Below are 18,256 nucleotides of genomic sequence, written 5' to 3' on the forward strand. Positions count from 1 at the left end.
GCCCAAATGGCGAGCATCACCCCGAGGAGTGACGAAATTTGTCGCTTTTCACCCCCTACGGATGGGGGATGCCGCTGGCACACTTGCTGCTCAATCGTCCCCGCGTCACGAAACCGAAGACGTGCAACGCTTAACCAAAATCTCTTCGAGGGGTCAAATCATGCAACGGGTACAAAAACTGAAGAAGCTGGGCCGCCGCGTCCAGAAGGGCTTTACGCTGATCGAACTGATGATCGTGGTGGCGATCATTGGTATCTTGGCGGCGATTGCAATTCCGCAGTATCAGGACTATGTGACGCGGAGTCGGTGGTCGGATGTGTATTCGCAGGTGGCACCGCTGAAGCTAGCCATCGCGCAATGCACTCAGACCAATGCAGGTGGCTTGGCCGCATGTGATACGCTGACGAGGCTGAACAACGAAGTCGGATATAACGCCCTGCCAATTCCAGCCAATGCGTCGATATCGATTACTGGAACTACTGCGGCTATCGTGATGACAGCGCAAGCCCAACTCGGTACGACCTGCACAGTGACCCTGACTCCGACGCTTACATCTAATGCAGTGACGTGGGCGGCGACCAACGGCGGTGGTTGTACTAAATCGCAAACTGGCGTCTAAGCCGTTTCAAGTCCAAGAGGGGGCATCTTCGGATGCCTTTTTTTTATGGAGACGGGGCAATGAGAGCGGCGCTTAACAAAAGCACTTTGTGGTCAGCGCTCTTGCTGACATTCATATTCTGGTCGGCACCATTTCTGGTCGTCCCTCATACTTTTCCCATTCCGACCTTCTATTCGGAATTCTTTGCAATTGCCACTTCAACTTTCCTGGTCGGCGTGGCGTTGTTGATGCGTACGAGTCAGCGTGGTCAGCTGCCAATTGCCATGGTTGCGTCGGCTCCGATAGGCCTCATTCTCGCGCTATTAGTCCAGTTAGCCGTGATGCGTGTTTCGCGTCCGGTACCGTCGTTCCTTGCCATTTTCTTTTGCTTGTGCGCCATACTTTCCATCCACGCAGGATTGTGGCTTGGTTGCGACCCCAACAGGACTAAGCGGCTTTTGCGTGCAGGTGCCGTTGGCAGCGTGCTCTGTGGCTTGATTTCTTGTGGCATGGCATGGGCGCAAGCGTTTGGTCTCGAGGCGCACTATTCTCCCTGGGTTGCGACCTATCCCTACGATAGTGGGCGTAGACTTTTTGCCAATCTCTATCAGCCGAATCATCTCGGCAGTGTCATCGCTTTAGCCATCGCCGGCGCCCTCTATCTCCGTCGAACATATGAAATCGGCCGCTTTGCACTAATGGTAGTGTTGATTGCGCTTGCAATCGGCATAGCCCTGACGGCATCGCGTACCCCTGTCATTCAAACCGCAGTATTAGCCGCGGCAGCGCTGATCATGGCGCGTGTGCAAGAGAGATATTCACCCATCAAATGGTGGCGCGCCGCCCTGTTCGGGGCTTTGCCTTTATTTGCTTTGTTAGCGGCGATGTTGCTTATGGCATGGTTGAATCAGACGTTCGATCTTCGTCTTGCTACATCTGCGGCTGAGCGCATGAGTGAACAAGGTCAGATATCACCGCGTCTGGCTCTGTGGCGCTACGCATTGGAGGTTTTTGGGCAGAATCCCTGGTTTGGGGTTGGCTGGGGTGAGTATGTTCGAGCGCAGTACTTGATCGCACACCGTCTCGGTCCCGTGGAGATGGGCAACAACGCCCACAACATAGTGCTGGATCTTCTTGCAAAGACGGGGCTCGTTGGAGCAGCGGCGACCTTGCTACCGTGCCTGTATTGGTATTGGTGCAGTATCAAGGCAATTCGCGCAGGCGATCTCGCACTCCAGCGTACTTATTGCGTTACTGTGGTGTCGGTCGTGGCGGTGCACGCAATGCTTGAGTTCCCCCAGAACCATGCGTTCTTCCTGTTGCCGGTATGCTTTGTGATGGGTTTGGCGGAAACGCGGTACTGGCAATGCATGAGCAGAGGTTTATCGATCGGGTTGGCGGTCGCCATGCTGGTAGCTGTCTCTGCAGGTCTTGTGACAGGTTACTACGACTATCGTAAAGCCGAAGTTGTCTATGAGCAAAAAGGGGTACTGCGATACTTTGTAAACCCGGCTTTCATTTTTGCCGACTGGGCGCGCTATGGCCTAACAGGTGGAATGGAGTTGGATCGGGAATTGCTGTCTGAAAAGCTGGCGATGCATGAGAATGCGCTAACCATATCAGCAACGCCAGATATGATCCGACGGTACACTGTCTTGCTTGCGCTGGATAATCGACCCCGCGAGGCATTGCTTCAGGTTCAGCGTATAAGGAACTTGTCCAATGGTCAGTTTGACGCTCAGTATGCGCGCCTGATTGGAATGTGCAATGAGCAGAAGGGCGAAATCGACGAATTTAAGGGAGAATTGCTCAAGCTCTACGGGCAGCCTAATGCGGACAAAGGTGGCGGCTCGCAGGCGTTGAGCGTGGACGGTAACATGCGAGGAGGGGATAGCAGGCGGTAGGAGGCACGGCTGATTTCGCGGCTACCCTTAGTTCTGCAGAAACATCCAGATCTTGGCTGAGGAGCGAAGGCGGGGCTCATTTCGCGATATGATGCGCTCTTTCAACGGGCACCTGTCACATGCCAGTCGGTAGTTTGCTAGCTTTGGAAGTGCTAGTCGCCTTGGTGTTGGTATTTCCATTACTGGTATCCAAGCACACCCTCCCACTCGCCACCTTTTACGGCGAATGGGTCAGTGCTGCATTGTTCTGCCTCTTCACCCTGAGCATATACGCCCGTGCAAAGCAGACTGGTGCTTCCAATGGCAAGACAGTGCCCTGGGTAATCCTTGTTCCGCTTTGGCTCATCCTGACTAGCCTGACCCAGGCCGTAAACGGTACCGTTGACTACACCGGGAGTCGCCTGGCCACCCAACTGACGCTGGCATTCGGCGCGGCCGTCACGTGTGCCGCCTGGCACTTGCGCAACAGCAGCGACCACGAAGGGACGCAAAGCCTTACGACAGCAATCGCCACCGCGATCCTCCTCGCTGGGCTTCTCGGCGTCCTTTCCCAGTGGGTCCAGCTTTTCCACCTCGAACCCCGCTCCTTCGGCCTCGTCTCCACCTACTTCTACGACACCAACCGCCGCCTCTGGGGCAACCTGAACCAGCCCAACCATCAAGCGACGGTCCACGGCCTCGCACTGGTCGCGTCAGTGTGGCTGGCCTCGCGCGGCCATTTGCGTTTTCCCATGTGGCTGGCCGCGGTGGCCTTGCTGGAAAGCGGCATCGTGCTGTCCGGCTCGCGTACCGGCGTACTGCATGTCGGCCTTGCCGCGTGCTACGCGTTGATTGCGGCTTGGCTGGCGCGAGGCGAGCGTCGTGGAGCGGATCCGATGCAGCGCCCGGTCGGGCTCGTCGTCGCTGCGGGTGCCATGGTGGCGATGCTTCTGATACTGCAACCGACGATCAAGGCGGCAGGGCAGGCCTTTGACTGGCGCCTGTTCGATACCGTCGCCCAGCTCGGAGCCGAAGACCAGATCTCCGCGCGCGGCGCGCTGTGGGCGCACGCCATCGCCATGTTCCGCGCCCATCCTTGGTTTGGCGTCGGCTGGGGCGAGTTCGGCTGGGCGCAGTTCCAGCAGCTGGACCAGGTCGGCGTGAAGGTCGAGATGTCCTTGCACGCCCACAACGCGATCCTCGATCTGCTGGCGAAGACTGGCATCGTCGGCACCGTCGGCGTCGGCGTGATCCTGCTGGCATGGCTGTGGCGGGTGGTGCGGGTGCGCTTGTGGCATGGCGATGGCGAGGAGCGCAGGCAGACGGTGCTGGTGCTGACCTGGCTGGCGATGCTGTGCGCGCATTCGATGCTGGAATACCCGCTGCATTACCTGTATTTCTTTCTGCCGTTCTGCTTCATGCTGGGGTGGCTGGAGCCGTCGGGCTTCGGGCGCTGGCGCGTGCCGTTGCCGGTGGCGCGGGGGCTGGCGCTGGCGTTGGTCGCGGTGGCGGCGGTGGTGCTGGGCACCATGTGGCAGGACTATCGCCGCGCCGAGGCGCGCGAGTATGCCAGCAGCGAAGGCCGCGAAGCCCTGCCGATGCCGCGCTTCTGGTTCCGCCAGCATGCGCAGGCCGACGCGGCCGGACAGGCCGCGATCACGCCGGAGAATGCCGCGTCATTGTTGCCCGCGCACGTCGCGGCGGTGCACCTGCTGCCGACGCCGGCCATGATCGCGCGTACGGCATGGCTGCTGGCGCTGACCGGCGATGCCGCGCAAGGCCGCCAGTGGATGGAGCGCCTGCGCTGGTACTACCTTGGCGACGAGGCCGCGCAGTACGCGACCATCGCGCAGGCGTGCCGCGGCGTAAAGGCGGACGCGCGTCCGCAGGCATTCTGCGGGTGGGTGGCCGATCGCTCGCGGCGGCTTGCGGCACTGGCCCGCGACTGACCTAGTAGTACGGGTATGGTCTGTAGTAGACCGGCGGCGGGCGCGGCGGATAGTAGTACTGCGGCGCCGACGCCGGCGCCGGGACCGCGGCCACGTGCCCCGGCACGGGCACGCGATTGCCGCTGGCGTACATGCACTGCACGTAGGCGGCGTCGTATTGCTGCTGCGTGCCGTAGCCCGCGTATTGCGCATTGCCAGCGCCGACCGCCGCGCCCGTAAGCAGGCCGACACCCGCGCCCACCGCCGCGCCCGAGCCACCGTTGAAGGCCGCGCCGGCGGCGGCGCCCAGCGCGGTGCCGACCACGGCGCTGCCGAGCGCGGCATTGTTGGCCGCCTCGGCCGAAGACACCCCGCCGACACGGCCGAAGGCGAACTGCCGGCAGTTGTAGTCGTCGGCGCGGAACTGGTCGAAGTTCTTGCCGGTGCCGGGCAGCGCCATCACGCTGGGCCCGGATGGCAGCACGACGCAGGCGCCGAGGGCGAGGGTGGCCACGGCCAGCGTGGCGCGGATCAGGGCATGCATGGTGTCACCCCGTGTCAGGAGTCGGGCGGTGGCTGTGCCGGCACGCGTTGCCAGCCGCCGGGGCAGGATGCGACGTAAGGGTAGTAGCCTTCCGGCTGGCTGCAGTGGTACCACCAGCCCTGCTGCGGCATGACGCCGTCCGGGCCGGGGGCCGGCACCGGCCCGTTCGGGCCTTGCTCGATGTACTGCGGCGGCGCCGCGGGCACCGTGACCACGGCCGGCGGGTAATAGTACGGAGCGGGGTAGCCGTAGGGATAGCCACCGTAGAACGCGCCGGGCCCGAGATAGATGCCGACGCCCACGCTGGTGCGCGTCTTCACCATGCCGTCGCGCAGGTCGCCGCCATGCCAGGCGGCATCGTGGAGACCGGCCCGCCCGGCAAGGGCGGCGCCGCTTGCGGCCGTGGCCGCGAGTGCCAGGGCGATCTGGCAGAGCATGCGCCCGTTCATGGTATCCACCTCATCCCCGCGCGCGCCGCGGACAGGGGTCAGCCGGCCGCGATCCCTGCCGGCCCGCAATCATATTGAATACCAAATTGTCGCGCGCGGATGCCGGGGACGGCGCGGGTGGAAATGCGGCGTGATCTTTATTACCAGGGAAGGAACATGGCGCAAGACGAGGCAACGTCCGCCCTGGTCCGGCGTACCGGCAGCGTCACGTACGCCGTGTCGCAAGCCTAGCGATCAACCCGCCGCGACCCAGTCCCCCGACTTCCCGCCATGCTTCTCCAGCAGCTTCACATTGCCGATTACCATGCCGCGGTCGACCGCCTTGCACATGTCGTAGATCGTCAGCAGCGCCACCTGCACGCCGGTCAGTGCCTCCATCTCCACGCCGGTCTGGCCGCGGGTCTCGGTGCGCACGGTGCAGGCGACGGTGGCGGTGCCCTCGTCCAGCGCGAACTCTACCGCCACCTTGGTCAGGCCGATCGGGTGGCACAGCGGGATCAGGTCGGCGGTGCGCTTGGTGGCCATGATCGCCGCCACGCGGGCGATGCCGATCACGTCGCCCTTCCTGGCGCTACCGTCGCGCACCAGCGCGAAGGTGGCGGGCTGCATGGTGATGGTGCCGGTGGCCACCGCGACGCGATGGGTGCTGGCCTTGTCGCCGACGTCGACCATGTGGGCTTGTCCGGCGGTGTCGAAATGGGTGAGCTGAGTCATGATCGAGAGCTTGGGGCGAACGGCGTGCATGGAGCCACCGCGGAGCCTCCGGCAGACGCGTCCGATGGGAACGGCCACGGGAGGCCGCTATCATAGCAACATGCCAAAACACCCATCGCTTCGCAGGTCTGCCGCCTATGGCCGTGGCGCCGTGGCGGATGCCGTGCCTGCCGGTTCCGCGTCACATCATGGCGCCTGGGCGCCCTGGCGGCGGCCGCTGGCGGCGCTGCTGGCGCTGACGTTCGCGGCACCGGCGTGGCCACAGGGTACGCCGCGCGCGGCGGCGGCGCCAGCGGCACCGGTCGCGGCGCCCCGCGCGCCGGCGCCCGCCACCTCGGGCGAAGCCGCCGACCAGGTCTACGACAACCTGAACCGCAGCGTGAAGGCGGGCCAGAAGTCCGAGTTCGGCCTGCGCACCAACAACGCGGTGGTGGAGGCGGGCGGCGTGCAGCTGCCGGACCTCGGCGACCCGTCGACCGCGTCGCTGTCGCCCGACATGGAAAAACGCCTGGGCGACCGCATCATGCGCGATATTCGGCGCGATCCGCTGTACGTGACGGATCCGCTGCTGTCCGATTACCTGAACGCGCTCGGCTACCGGCTGGTGCAGGCGGCGCGGCGCCAGAGCATCTCCGGCTCGACCGGCGCGGGCACCTTTGCCACCGGCTTCGACCTGTTCGCGGTGCGCGACCGCAGCATCAACGCGTTTGCGCTGCCGGGCGGCTATATCGGCGTGCACACCGGGCTGCTGGTGCAGTCTGATACCGAATCCGAACTGGCCTCGGTGCTGGGCCACGAAATCGGCCACGTGATGCAGCGGCATATCGCGCGCGGCATCACCCAGCAAGACCAGTCGATGTGGATTGCGCTGGCGTCGATGGTGCTGGCGGGGCTGGCCGCGACGCGCAGCCCGGATGCGGCGGCGGCGCTGGCCATGGGCGGGCAGGGCGCCGCCATCGCCAACCAGCTGTCGTTCTCGCGCGGCGCGGAGCGCGAGGCCGACCGGGTCGGCTTCCAGATCCTGACCGCCGCGGGCTTCGATCCGCAGGGCATGCCCGATTTCTTCATGCGGCTGCAGCGCGCTGCGGGCACCGCCGAGAATTCGGTGCCGTCCTATGTGCGCACCCACCCGCTGACCTCCGAGCGCATCGCCGACATGCAGGACCGCGTCAGCCATGCCAGCCAGCGCAAGGTGCCCAACACGCCCGAGTACGAGTTCGCGCGCATGCGCGCCCGCGTGATCCAGGAAGCGTCGCCGAGCGACCTGCAGAACCTGCGCGCGGCGCTGCGCACGCAACTGGCCGGCGCATCCGCGCTGCGCGCGCCGGCGGTGCACTACGCGCTGGCGTTGGTCGAGCAGCGCCTGCGCCGCTATCCGGCCGCCGAACAGGAACTGGCCGAAGCGCGCCGCCTGTACGGCAATATCCCCGGCGCCACGTCGGGCAGCCCGATGCTCGACGTGATGGCGGTGGAACTGGCGCGCGTGCAGGGCCGCGTGCCCGAGGCGCTGTCGCAGGCCAGCGCTTCGATGAAGGCCTTTCCGCTGTCGCACGCGGTGGCGGTGGTTTATGCCGAGACCCTGATCGGCTCCGGCCGCCATGACGAAGCCGTGCGCTTCCTGCGCGAGCGCACGCGCCAGGAGACCGGCCGCAGCGAATGGTGGGAGATGCTGGCGCGCGCCTACGCCGGCCAGGGCAAACGGCTGCAGCAACACCAGGCGCTGGCCGAGAAGTATGCGATGGATGGCGCCTACCAGGCCGCCATCGAACAGCTGCAGATCGCGCGCAAGGCCGGCGACGGCGATTTCTACACGCTGTCCGAGGTCGATGCGCGCCTGCACCAGCTTGAGCGCCAGTACCGCGAAGACAAGCAGGACAACAAGGGCATGCCGAACTGACGCGGGCGCTCGGTCGGACCGGTCAGCCGGCCGGCGCCGCAGGCTGGCGCACGAAGCCGAAGCGCTTGGGCACCTCGTCCTCGGCGATCGGCTCGATCGCCAGATCGCGGCCATCGTGATGGAATACACCGAGGTCGGCGCCACAGGCGTCGCCATGCCAGGTGCTGGCGCCGCTGAACTGTTCCAGGTCGTGGTCGTGCAGCAGGGCTGCCTGCACGCCATCGACGCCATCGACGCTACCCGCCAGCACCACGTTGCCATGCTCGTCGGCGTAGCAGGCCTGCGGCGTCAAGGCCCGCTGCGTGGTGGTATGCAACGCGCCGGCGTGCAGCCGCACGATCCACGGCGCATAGCCCAGCGTCACGAAGACGCGCTGCGGCCCGTTCTGGAAATACCAGCAGCCGCGCTCGTCGCACTGGTAGTTGCGCTCGATAAAGCCGATCAGCGCCTCATGGCGGATGGGGTCGCCCGAGAGCCCGTGCTGCTGCGCATATTCATTGCGCAGCCGCCACTGCCCGCGGCGGTCCAGCGTGAGCCAGCCATAGGCATTGGGCACGTTGGGCCAGCGTGCCATGGCCTGCCTGACGATGTCGTCCATCTCTGTCTCCCCGGCGGGCGCTCGGACCGGTGCCCGCCTTACATCATGCTGTCGAAAAATTGCAGGATCCGTCCCGGCAGCCATTCGATATGGCCGCTGAAGCGCCCGTCGGCCTGCAGCGGCAGGTGCCGGCGCCAGTCCCCGGGCGGAGTCATGAAGCCGACGTGGCCGCCATGCGCGGGCTGTTCCAGCCAGACCTGCGGACTGACGTCGGCAGGTCCGGGCAGGTGCTGGCCCGGCAGGAAGGGATCGTTGCGCGCGTTGAGCACCAGCGTGGGCGCGGCGATGTCGCGCAGCACGGGTTTGCTGGCGGCGCGGCGCCAGTAGTCGTCGGTATCGGCAAAGCCGTGCAGCGGCGCGGTGACGACGTTGTCGAAGTCGTACAGGTCGCGGCTGGCCAGCATGGTGTCGCGGTCGAACAGGCCCGGGAACTGCTCGAGCTTGGCCAGCGACTTGCGCTTGAGCGTCTGCAGGAACATGCGCGTGTAGACCAGGTTGAAGCCGACCGACAGCGCGGCGCCGCCGGCGGCAAGGTCCAGCGGCGCGGAAATCGCCGCGGCCGCATGCACGTGGCCGGCTGCGCTGCCGTCTTCGCCCAGCATGCGCAGCAAGGCGTTGCCGCCCAGCGAGATCCCCACCACCAGCAGCTTGCGCCCGCCGGCGCAGTGGTGCTGGCGCATGCGTTCGAGCACCCAGCGGATCTCGGCCGAATCGCCCGAGTGGTAGAAGCGGGGCGCCAGATTGAGTTCGCCGGAGCAGCCGCGGAAATGCGGGATCACGCCCTGCCAGCCGCGCAGCGACAGCGCATGCATCAGCGCCTGCGCGTAGTGGCTGCCGGAGTCGCCCTCGAGTCCGTGGAACATCACCACCAGCGGCGTGTCCGCCTGCACCGGGTGGGTGGTCCAGTCGAGGTCGATGAAGTCCTGGTCGGGCGTGGCCCAGCGTTCGCGGCGAAAGCCGACGCGCGGCGGGCGGCGCGAGAAGCGCGCGGGAATGATGGTTTGCGCATGGCCGCCGCGCAGCCACCACGGCATCCGCGTGTCGGCGCCGTAGCCATGCGCCGGGGCGGCGCCAGCGTCCTGGACGGCCTGCGGCAGGCGGTGGTGCGGAAGCTGCGTCATGCCGGCGATGTGGTAGCGGCGGCCGCTGCGCGGCCGCGGGTTCAGTGCAGTGCCTGGCCCGGCGTGGCGGCCACGGCGGCCACCTGCACCGCGTTGGCCGGACTGCAGTGGATATGGGCCAGGCGCCAGCCTTCGTGGTTCTGCATCAGCACGTAGGTGGTGTGCACGTACAGGTCGGCCTCGACGCGGTCGCTGCCGAAGCGCAAGGCCTCGGTCACGTCGAAGATCGACACGGCCATCGAGGCATGGCTGCTGGTTTCGATCGCGTCGACCAGCACCGGCTGTTCTTCCAGCAGTTGCGAGAATGCCTGGCGCAGCTGCTCGTGGCCGATCAGGCGCTGCCCGTCGGGCAGCACGCAGGTGATCGAGTCTTCGTCCAGCCACAGGCGCAGCGCGCCCTCGGCGTCGCGCAGCTTCAGCGCTTCGCGGAAAGCGTCGACGATGTCTTCGGCGGAATCGAACAGGCGGGCAAAGCGAGGCATGGTGGCAATGGACGTGGCAAGGGCAGGGAAGTCAGGGCCGGTGCAGCAGCTTGCGCAGCTCGACGAAGACCATCTCCGGTTCGATCTCTTTCAGGCAGCGCAGGTGCCCCAGCGGGCACTCACGCTTGAAGCACGGACTGCACTCCAGCTGCAGCCACATGATACTCGCTGCCTGTGACAGCGGCGGCGTGTGGCGCGGATCGCTCGAGCCGTACACCGCCACCTGGGGCCGGCCCAGCGCCGCGGTCACGTGCATCAGGCCCGAATCGTTGCAGACCGCCGCTTCGGACAGCGCCAGCAGGTCGACCGCGTCGTCGAGCGAGGTCTGGCCGCACAGGTTGCGCACGAACGGGGCTTCGCTGACGATCTCGGCGGCGATCTCGGCGTCCTTGGCCGAGCCCAGCGTGATCATCTGCGCGTACGGGTAGGAACGCCGCAGCATCTGCGCCAGCCTGGCGAAATGGGCCGCGGGCCAGCGCTTGGCCGGGCCGAACTCGGCGCCCGGGCAGAACGCGATCACGCGCGTGTGCGGGGCCAGGCCGAAGCGCTCGGCGGTGGCCGCCACGCGCGCCGGGTCCACGCGCAGGCGCGGCTCGCTCAGGTGCTCGGGCAGGCGCGCGCCGGGCTTGAGCGCGAGGCGGGCGTAGTGCTCCACCATCGGCGGGCGGTGGTCGCGCGGCGGATTGGCGTGGCGCACGTTGAGCATGCCGAAGCGGGCTTCGCCGCGATAGCCGATGCGCAGCGGAATGCCGGCCAGCCACGGGATCAGCGCCGACTTGAGCGAGTTCGGCAGCACGTAGGCGAGGTCATAGCCTTCGTTCTTCAGCTGCTGCGCGAACATCAGCCGCGCCGACAGCTGCAGCTTGCCGTGCGCAAGGTCGGACGGGAACACGCGGCCGATTTCCGGCATGCGCGCGAGCACCGGCGCGACCCACTTGGGCGCGAGGGCGTCGATGACCAGGCGCGGATGGCGCGCCTTGAGCAGCGCGAACAGCGGCTGCGCCATCAGGGCGTCGCCGATCCAGTTGGGGGCGATGACGAGGGCTTTCTTCATGGAAGGGGCGCAAGGAGCCGGCACGGGCGCAGCGGCGCGGGCGCCGGCAACGCCAGCGCTCCGGGGCGCCTGTGGGCGGCCCGGAGCGTCAGGGTGGTGCGATGGCAGGCGGCTCGGGTCAGTGGTGGCCCTTCAGCACGGTGCCCGGCTTGAGCTTGTACACGGTGCCGCAGTACGGGCACTTGGCTTCGCCGGTGTCGGCCACGTCGAGGAACACGCGCGGATGGTAGTTCCAGGCCGGGGTGTTGGCGGTCGGGCAGTGCAGCGGAATGTCTTCGGCGCCGATTTCGATGATGGTCGCGGTTTGCGTCATGGTGTTGCGGGGAATGAGCTTGGTGTTCGTCAAAACAAGGATCGTGCCGCGCCCGCGGGGGCGGGCGACTGGCACGCGGGCTGCCGGCCGGTACTCAGACCAGCGTCAGCCACTTCTTGTACTTTTCGTCGGTGCCGCCGACGGCGGCAAAGAAGGCGTCCTGGATCTGCTTGGTCACCGGGCCGCGGCGGCCTTCGCCGATGATGCGGTCGTCCAGCTCGCGGATCGGCGTGACTTCGGCGGCGGTGCCGGTGAAGAAGGCTTCATCGGCGCAGTACATCTCGTCGCGGGTAATGCGCTTCTCGCGCACTTCGATGCCCAGGTCGCGCGCGATGGTCAGGGTCGCGTCGCGGGTGATGCCGTCCAGGCACGAGGCCAGGTCCGGGGTGTAGATCACGCCGTTGCGCACGATGAAGACGTTCTCGCCCGAGCCTTCGCTGACGTAGCCGTCGGTGTCGAGCAGCAGCGCTTCGTCATAGCCCAGCCCGGTGGCTTCCTGGTTGGCCAGGATCGAGTTGATGTAGTAGCCGCTGGCCTTGGCGCGCACCAGCGACACGTTGACGTGGTGGCGGGTGAACGACGAGGTCTTCACGCGGATGCCGCGCTCCATGCCTTCCTCGCCCAGGTAGGCGCCCCACGGCCACGCCGCGATGGCCACGTGGATGGTGTTGCCCTTGGCCGAGACCCCCAGCTTTTCCGAGCCGATCCACACGATCGGGCGGATGTAGCAGGATTCCAGGTGGTTGGCGCGCACCACTTCGCGCGTGGCGGCTTCCAGCGTGGGCTCGTCGAACGGCATCGCCATCTGGAAGATCTTGGCCGAGTTGAACAGGCGGCGGGTGTGTTCCTTCAGGCGGAAGATGGCGGTGCCGGCAGGCGTCTTGTAGGCGCGCACGCCCTCGAACACGCCCATGCCGTAGTGCAGCGTATGCGTCAGCACGTGGATCTTGGCGTCGCGCCACTCGATCAGCTTGCCGTCCATCCAAATCTTGCCGTCGCGATCCGCCATCGACATGTCCGTTCTCCCTGCGCCGTGAAATAGCAAAAACGATATTGTAAGCCCCGGGGGCATGGGTCACAACGCGGCGCGGGCGCCGCCGCGGTCTAGAATGCGCTTTTTCCGGGCATTGTCGCCGCGCCGGCGGCGGCGTGCCGCCTGGGCGGGCCCGCGCCCGTCCACCGACCTTCCCCGCAAGCCGTGCCTCCGAGCCCACATTCCAGTCCCGACCGCCAGCCTGACGCGCCACCGGACGCCCCTGGCGCGCCGACGCCGGAGGCCGGCTGGCAGCAGGCGCTGGAGGCGCTGCGCGCCCTTGCAGGCGCCGTTCCCGAGGCCGCGGCTGGCGTGGCCCAGCCCGCGCGGCGCCTGCTGTGGGCGCTGACGCTGGACGCCGACGGCGCGCCCGGCACGATCGAGCCGCTCGAGCAGGTGCGCGGCCCGAAGGGCTGGGGCAAGCCCCGGCCGGTGCCGCTGGCGCGCATCGCCGAGGACGACCGGCTCGAGCCGTGGGATGCGCGCGTGGCGCGCGCCATCCGCCGCGATGCCTCGCACCACCGGCGCTATGTGCTCGACCGCGCCATGGCGCTGACCGCGCTGGCCGGGCACCCGGGCGTGGTGCTGGCGCACGCGCCCACGCAGACGCTCGACGTGGTCGAGGACACGCCCGCGCTGGAGGCGGTGCGCAGCGCCGGCCGCTATGTGCTGCGCCTGTTCCCGCCGGTGCGCGAGGCGCCCGCGCTGGAGGCGCTGCTGCCCGCCGCCGCGCGCCAGGAGGCCGAGGCGCTGCGCCAGTTCACGCTGCTGCGCGACGGCCCGCACCGGCTGCGGCTGATCCGCTATACCCCGGCGCAGTTCGAGGCCGCGCGGCTGATCGGCAACGGCCTGGCGATTCCCGAGGAAGGCCACGCCCGGCTCGACCAGACCCTGCGCGCGCTGGCCGGCCAGTTCCAGATCCAGGCCGATGCCGCCGCCGGCGCGCGCGCGGTCGAGGCCGAGGCGCGGCTGCGCGCCGAAGTGGCGCCGGTCGGGCGCGGCATCTCGCTGCGGCTGGTGGTGACGCCGCTGGGCCCGCTGGGGCCGCGGCTGGCGCCCGGCGCCGGGCGCGCACGGCTGATGGCGACGGTGCGCGGCGAGACCCTGTCCACGCAGCGCGACCTCGACGCCGAACTCGCCAGCGTGGCCGAGGTCTTCGCCGCGCTGCCGCAGCTGGTGGCGCTGGCGCCGCCGGGGGGCGAGTACACCTGGGCGCTGGACCATCCCGAGGACGCGCTCGCGGTGGTCGAGGCGCTGCCGGCGCTGCCCGCGGTGCAGGCGGTCGAATGGCCGCGCGGCAAGGCACTGCGCGTGCTGCCCGCCGACCTGCCGCAGCTGGGCGTGCAGATCGAAAGCCGCGGCGCGTGGTACCGGCTGGCGGGCGAGCTGCGCGTGGCCGAAGGGCTGGTGCTGGAACTGGGCAAGCTGATCGACTGGACCGGCAGCCATGCCGGGCGCTTCGTGCCGATGGGGCAGGGCGTCTACGTGGCGCTGACGCAGGCGCTGCGGGGCCGGCTGCGCGACCTCGCCGGCATGGGCGAGCGGGTGCCAGACGGCATCCGCGTGCCGCAGACGGCCACGCCCTGGCTGGACGACGTGCTGGCCGGCGCGGGCGTCGATCCCGACGCGCATTTCCGCGCGCGCATCGCCCGGCTGCGCGCCGCGCGCGAGACCGAAATCGCGCTGCCTGCCACGCTCGCGGCCGAGCTGCGTCCCTACCAGGAAGCCGGCTACCGCTGGGCCATGACGCTGGCCGCTTCCGGCCTGGGAGCCTGCCTGGCCGACGACATGGGCCTGGGCAAGACCCTGCAGGCGCTGGCGGTGCTGGTCGCGCGCGCCGGCGGCGGCGCGGCGCTGGTGATCGCGCCGACCTCGGTGTGCGGCAACTGGGCCGCCGAGGCGCGCCGTTTCGCGCCCACGCTCAAGGTCCATGTCTATGCCGAGGGCGAGCGCGACGCGCTGCTGGCGCACGCCGGGCCGCATGATGTGGTGATCGTCTCGTACACGCTGCTGCAGCAGGCCAGCCGGGACTTCTGCGCGCGCACGTGGCACACCGTGGTGGCCGACGAGGCCCAGGCCTTCAAGAACGCGGTCACGCGGCGCGCGCAGGCGATGTTCGCGCTGCCGTCGGGCTTCCGCATGGCGCTGACCGGGACTCCGGTGGAGAACCGGCTGGCCGAGCTGTGGTCGGTGATGCGGTTCTGCAATCCGGGCCTGCTGGGCTCGCTGGCACGCTTCAACGAGCATTTCGCCAACCCGATCGAACGCGCCGGCAGCCGCGAGGCGCGCCTGCGGCTGCGCCGCATGGTCGCGCCGTTCGTGCTGCGCCGGACCAAGGCGCAGGTGCTGGACGAACTGCCGCCGCGTACCGAGCTGGTGATCCGGGTCGAGCCCGAGCCGGTCGAGGCCGCGCACTACGAGGCGTTGCGCCGCCAGGCCCAGACCGAGGCCGAGGCCGCGCTGGCACGCATCGAGGCCGCGCGCAAGGCCAGCCGCGATGCGCCCGCCGGTGCCAGGGCGCGGGCGCTGGCGCAGGCCCAGCACCAGGCGCAGGCGCGCCTGCACGTGCTGGCGCAGCTGATGCGGCTGCGCCGCGCCGCCTGCGATCCGCGCCTGGTCACGCCCGAAGTGAGTGGGCAACTGAGCGAAGGCGCCAAGCTGCGCGCCTTCGTCGAGCTGGCCAGCGGACTGGCCGCGAGCGGCCACAAGACCCTGGTGTTCAGCCAGTTCGTCGATTTCATGCAGCTGCTGCGCCAGGGGCTGGAGCGCGCCGGGCTGGCGCTGCAATACCTGGACGGCGCCACCCCCGCGGCCGAGCGCACGCGCCGCGTGGCCGCGTTCCAGGCGGGCGAGGGGGATGTCTTCCTGATCAGCCTGAAGGCCGGCGGCTTTGGCCTGAACCTGACCGCGGCCGACTACGTCATCATCGCCGACCCGTGGTGGAACCCCGCGGCCGAGGACCAGGCCATGGGCCGCGCGCACCGCATCGGCCAGCAGCGCCCGGTCACGGTGTACCGGCTGATCAATGCGGGCACCATCGAGGAGCGCATCGTCGAGCTGCACCGCGACAAGCGCGCGCTGGCCGACGGCCTGCTGGAGGCCGACGACGACAGCGCGGCCGGCACCGCCGCGCCGCTGCCGGATGTCGACGAACTGGTGGGGCTGCTGCGGCGCTGAAGCGCAGGCGGCGCTGAGGTGGTTGCCATATGCCCGCACGGCATACCTTCAGGCAAACTCAGTCGTTTGGTTTTGGCAGGAACCTTGCTATCTTGTTGCGCTGGCCCGGGGCTCAGACCCCGGCCATCGCGCCGGTCCGCCGCGCCGGGCCGCTTTTTCGCTGACATTCACCGACGGTGCCCCCATGACTGACTCGTCCCGCCTGCTTCCGCGCTTGTCCTTCCGTTCCGCCGCCCGCGTGGCCGCGCTGTGCGCCGCCGCCCTGGGCACGGTCAGCCTGCCCGCCCATGCGCAGGGCGAATGGCCGACGCAGCCGGTGACGATCCTGATGGGCTTTACCGCCGGCTCGGGGGTCGACATCGTCGGCCGCACGCTGCAGGAATCGCTGCAGAAGTCCCTGAAGACCACCATCGTCTATGACTACCGGCCGGGCGCCGGCGGCAACGTTGCCTCCGAGGTGGTGGCGCACGCGAAGCCGGACGGCTACACGCTGCTGCTGGGCACCGCCGCCACGCATGGCATCAACCCGGCGCTGTACAAGACCCTGCCGTTCGATGCCGATGCCGATTTCACCCCGATCGCGCCGCTGGTCGAGGTCTCCAACGTGCTCACCGTCAACCCGGCCGTGCTCGACGTCAAGTCGGTCAGGGAATTCATCGAGAAGGTCAAGGCCAACCCGGGCAAGTACAACTTTGCCTCGACCGGCAACGGCACCGGCACGCACCTGGCGTTTGCCGAGTTCAATGCGCGCGCCGGCCTGGACATGGTGCACGTGCCCTACAAGGGCGGCCCCGACGCGCTGCAGGCGGTGGTGAAGGGCGAGGTCTGCTGCATCTTCAACCAGGTGCAGAGCGTGCTGCCGCAGTACCGCGCCGGCAAGGTGCGCCTGCTGGGCGTGACCACCAAACAGCGCGTGCAGGTGATCCCCGACGTGCCGACCATTGCCGAAAGCGGCCTGCCCGGCTTCAACAGCACCATCTGGTTCGGCCTGTTCGGGCCGAAGGGGCTGGACCCGAAGATCGCGCGCAAGATCAATGACGCGGTCAAGGTGGCGCTGGAAACGCCGGCGATCCGCCAGAAGCTGATCGATGCCGGCAACACGCCGCGGGTCGAGACCGTGGAGCAGTTCAAGGCCACGGTGAAGGCCGACCGCCAGAAGTGGGCGGGGGTGGTCAAGACCGTGGGCGCGTCGGTCGACTGATCCGCCCCGGCGCGGCTGGAGCTTGCCGGCGCGGTTAGGCGCGCACGCCCAGCCGCGTCAGCAGGTGGGCCAGTTGCGCCTGCGTGCCGGTGCCGGTCTTGGTGAAGATCGCCTTGAGCTGGGTGCGTCCGGTCTCGCGCCGGATGCCGATCAGCTCGCAGGCCTCGGGCAGGCCGATGCCCGAAGACAATTGCAGCGCCAGCCGGATCTCCGCCGGCGTCAGGCCGTAGAGGTCGCGCAATACCGTCGGCAGCGTCATCGGCGCGGCGCCCGGCTCGTGGATCGCCACCAGCACGGTGGGGCGCTGCCAGTCCAGCGCCAGGTGATGCGCCGGGGGCAGCGGCAGCAGGATCACCTGCGCCTGCCGGCCCGCGCTGTCAACGGCGCGCAGCGCTTGCGCCGGCTGCGCGCTGGCCGGGCTGCCGACCGCGCGCAGCGTGTCCGCGAACGGGCGCGACAGGGTCCAGGCGCCATCCTCGCGCGCGGCCAGCGGCGCCGCGGCGCCGCTCTCGATCGACACCGCCGGCAGCAGCCGGCGCACCCAGGTTTCGCCGATGCTGTTGGCCAGCAGCGGCTTGCCATCGTCGCGGAACACGATCACGCCGAACGGCAGCCGCTCGATCAGCTGCGACGACGCATGCGCCAGCGCCGACACCTGTTGCGTGCGCTCGCGCAGCGCCATGGCCTGGCGCAGGTGCGGGATGGCCCAGTCGAGCGCGCGCGCATCCTCGGGCGAGTAGTGGTCATGGCCATGCGGGCGCTGCAGCGACAGGAACACGTCGTAGTGCGGCTGGCGCTCGATCAGGCAGGCCATCACCGACGACTGTTCGATCGGACGCAGGAACTCGCCATAGAACGGCGACTGCCGCATGACCTGCGGCCCCAGTTCGCGCGAATCGATATACCAGCTGCCCACCGCCATGCGACGCGCGAACGGCAGCGCCGGGTCGATCGCGGCGAACTGCTCGCGGTAGGCGGCGACAGCCTCGGGCATCGGGTTGACCTCCTGGTGCACCAGCACGCGCTCGTGCACGGTGTCGAGCACGAGCAGGTGCGCGTGGCTGCTGCCGCTGGCATGGCACAGCGCGCCCAGGCTGCGCTGCCAGGCCTCGGCGTCGAAGATCCCCTCGTACAGCGCGCGAATGGTGTCGTGCATCTGTGTGTCGCTCATGGCTTCCCTTCTTTTTACTTCTTGTATTTTTAGCACTTTACCCGCGTGGCAGCGCGCGTGCCGCCACAGCGGCACCGCCGGCTGCGAGGGAAT

Annotated in this window: 16 protein-coding genes; 6 read left to right on the forward strand and 10 right to left on the reverse strand. The window is 68.2% G+C overall.

Annotated elements, in window-relative coordinates; translation table 11 throughout:
* Positions 1-160: 160 nt before the first annotated feature.
* The 3 genes from CBM2586_RS02570 to CBM2586_RS02580 all read left to right on the forward strand — a co-directional run bounded on the left by CBM2586_RS02570 (position 161) and on the right by CBM2586_RS02580 (position 4,430).
* Positions 161-619: a pilin gene (locus CBM2586_RS02570; protein WP_115688602.1), complete on the forward strand. Its 459-nt coding sequence runs from the start codon at positions 161-163 to the stop codon at positions 617-619.
* 59 nt (positions 620-678) lie between these two features.
* Complete coding sequence (locus CBM2586_RS02575) at positions 679-2,502, forward strand: PglL family O-oligosaccharyltransferase (protein WP_172587050.1); 1,824 nt, start codon at positions 679-681, stop codon at positions 2,500-2,502.
* Positions 2,503-2,621: 119 nt separating this feature from the next.
* On the forward strand, positions 2,622-4,430 hold the full coding sequence (locus CBM2586_RS02580) for a PglL family O-oligosaccharyltransferase (RefSeq protein ID WP_115686743.1): 1,809 nt from the start codon (positions 2,622-2,624) through the stop codon (positions 4,428-4,430).
* Position 4,431: 1 nt separating this feature from the next.
* On the opposite strand, the gene CBM2586_RS02585 is transcribed toward CBM2586_RS02580, so the two are convergent.
* From CBM2586_RS02585 to moaC, 3 genes are all read right to left on the reverse strand, one after another.
* Positions 4,432-4,953, reverse strand: coding sequence for a hypothetical protein (locus CBM2586_RS02585; protein WP_115686744.1), 522 nt, complete (start codon positions 4,951-4,953; stop codon positions 4,432-4,434).
* 14 nt (positions 4,954-4,967) lie between these two features.
* Entirely contained in the window at positions 4,968-5,402 is a 435-nt protein-coding gene (locus tag CBM2586_RS02590; RefSeq protein WP_115662966.1) for a hypothetical protein, read from the reverse strand.
* A gap of 234 nt (positions 5,403-5,636) precedes the next feature.
* Positions 5,637-6,116, reverse strand: a complete 480-nt coding sequence (moaC, locus tag CBM2586_RS02595) for a cyclic pyranopterin monophosphate synthase MoaC (RefSeq protein WP_115688604.1) — start codon at positions 6,114-6,116, stop codon at positions 5,637-5,639.
* A gap of 100 nt (positions 6,117-6,216) precedes the next feature.
* On the opposite strand from moaC, the gene CBM2586_RS02600 reads away from it, so the two are divergent.
* Positions 6,217-8,013, forward strand: a complete 1,797-nt coding sequence (locus CBM2586_RS02600; RefSeq protein ID WP_115686745.1) for a beta-barrel assembly-enhancing protease — start codon at positions 6,217-6,219, stop codon at positions 8,011-8,013.
* A gap of 22 nt (positions 8,014-8,035) precedes the next feature.
* Here CBM2586_RS02600 and CBM2586_RS02605 read toward each other — a convergent pair whose 3' ends face one another.
* The 6 genes from CBM2586_RS02605 to CBM2586_RS02630 form a co-directional block, all read right to left on the reverse strand.
* Positions 8,036-8,611, reverse strand: a complete 576-nt coding sequence (locus tag CBM2586_RS02605) for a DUF2946 family protein (protein ID WP_115686746.1) — start codon at positions 8,609-8,611, stop codon at positions 8,036-8,038.
* 38 nt (positions 8,612-8,649) lie between these two features.
* Positions 8,650-9,732: a YheT family hydrolase gene (locus CBM2586_RS02610; protein WP_115686747.1), complete on the reverse strand. Its 1,083-nt coding sequence runs from the start codon at positions 9,730-9,732 to the stop codon at positions 8,650-8,652.
* 41 nt (positions 9,733-9,773) lie between these two features.
* Positions 9,774-10,214 (reverse strand): YybH family protein, encoded by a 441-nt coding sequence (locus CBM2586_RS02615; RefSeq protein ID WP_012351840.1) that lies wholly within the window; start codon positions 10,212-10,214, stop codon positions 9,774-9,776.
* A 31-nt stretch (positions 10,215-10,245) separates the two neighbouring features.
* Positions 10,246-11,268 carry a lipopolysaccharide heptosyltransferase II gene (gene waaF / locus CBM2586_RS02620; RefSeq protein ID WP_115662960.1) on the reverse strand — a complete coding sequence of 341 codons (1,023 nt, stop codon included), beginning with the start codon at positions 11,266-11,268 and terminating at the stop codon, positions 10,246-10,248.
* Between the two features lie 118 nt (positions 11,269-11,386).
* A complete protein-coding gene (locus CBM2586_RS02625) occupies positions 11,387-11,581 on the reverse strand; it encodes a zinc-finger domain-containing protein (RefSeq protein ID WP_010812205.1) in 195 nt (64 codons plus the stop codon).
* 94 nt (positions 11,582-11,675) lie between these two features.
* The gene (locus tag CBM2586_RS02630; protein WP_115662959.1) at positions 11,676-12,596 is read right to left on the reverse strand and encodes a branched-chain amino acid transaminase; all 921 of its coding nucleotides are present in this window, start codon (positions 12,594-12,596) and stop codon (positions 11,676-11,678) included.
* 183 nt (positions 12,597-12,779) lie between these two features.
* Here CBM2586_RS02630 and CBM2586_RS02635 point away from each other — a divergent pair, with 183 nt between their 5' ends.
* A complete protein-coding gene (locus CBM2586_RS02635; RefSeq protein ID WP_115686748.1) occupies positions 12,780-15,791 on the forward strand; it encodes a DEAD/DEAH box helicase in 3,012 nt (1,003 codons plus the stop codon).
* Between the two features lie 184 nt (positions 15,792-15,975).
* Positions 15,976-16,992: a Bug family tripartite tricarboxylate transporter substrate binding protein gene (locus CBM2586_RS02640; RefSeq protein WP_115662958.1), complete on the forward strand. Its 1,017-nt coding sequence runs from the start codon at positions 15,976-15,978 to the stop codon at positions 16,990-16,992.
* Positions 16,993-17,026: 34 nt separating this feature from the next.
* On the opposite strand, the gene CBM2586_RS02645 is transcribed toward CBM2586_RS02640, so the two are convergent.
* Positions 17,027-18,163 (reverse strand): helix-turn-helix transcriptional regulator, encoded by a 1,137-nt coding sequence (locus tag CBM2586_RS02645; protein WP_115662957.1) that lies wholly within the window; start codon positions 18,161-18,163, stop codon positions 17,027-17,029.
* Positions 18,164-18,256: the final 93 nt, after the last annotated feature.

Origin of the sequence: Cupriavidus taiwanensis, from assembly GCF_900250115.1 — a bacterium.
Lineage (GTDB): Bacteria > Pseudomonadota > Gammaproteobacteria > Burkholderiales > Burkholderiaceae > Cupriavidus > Cupriavidus taiwanensis_B.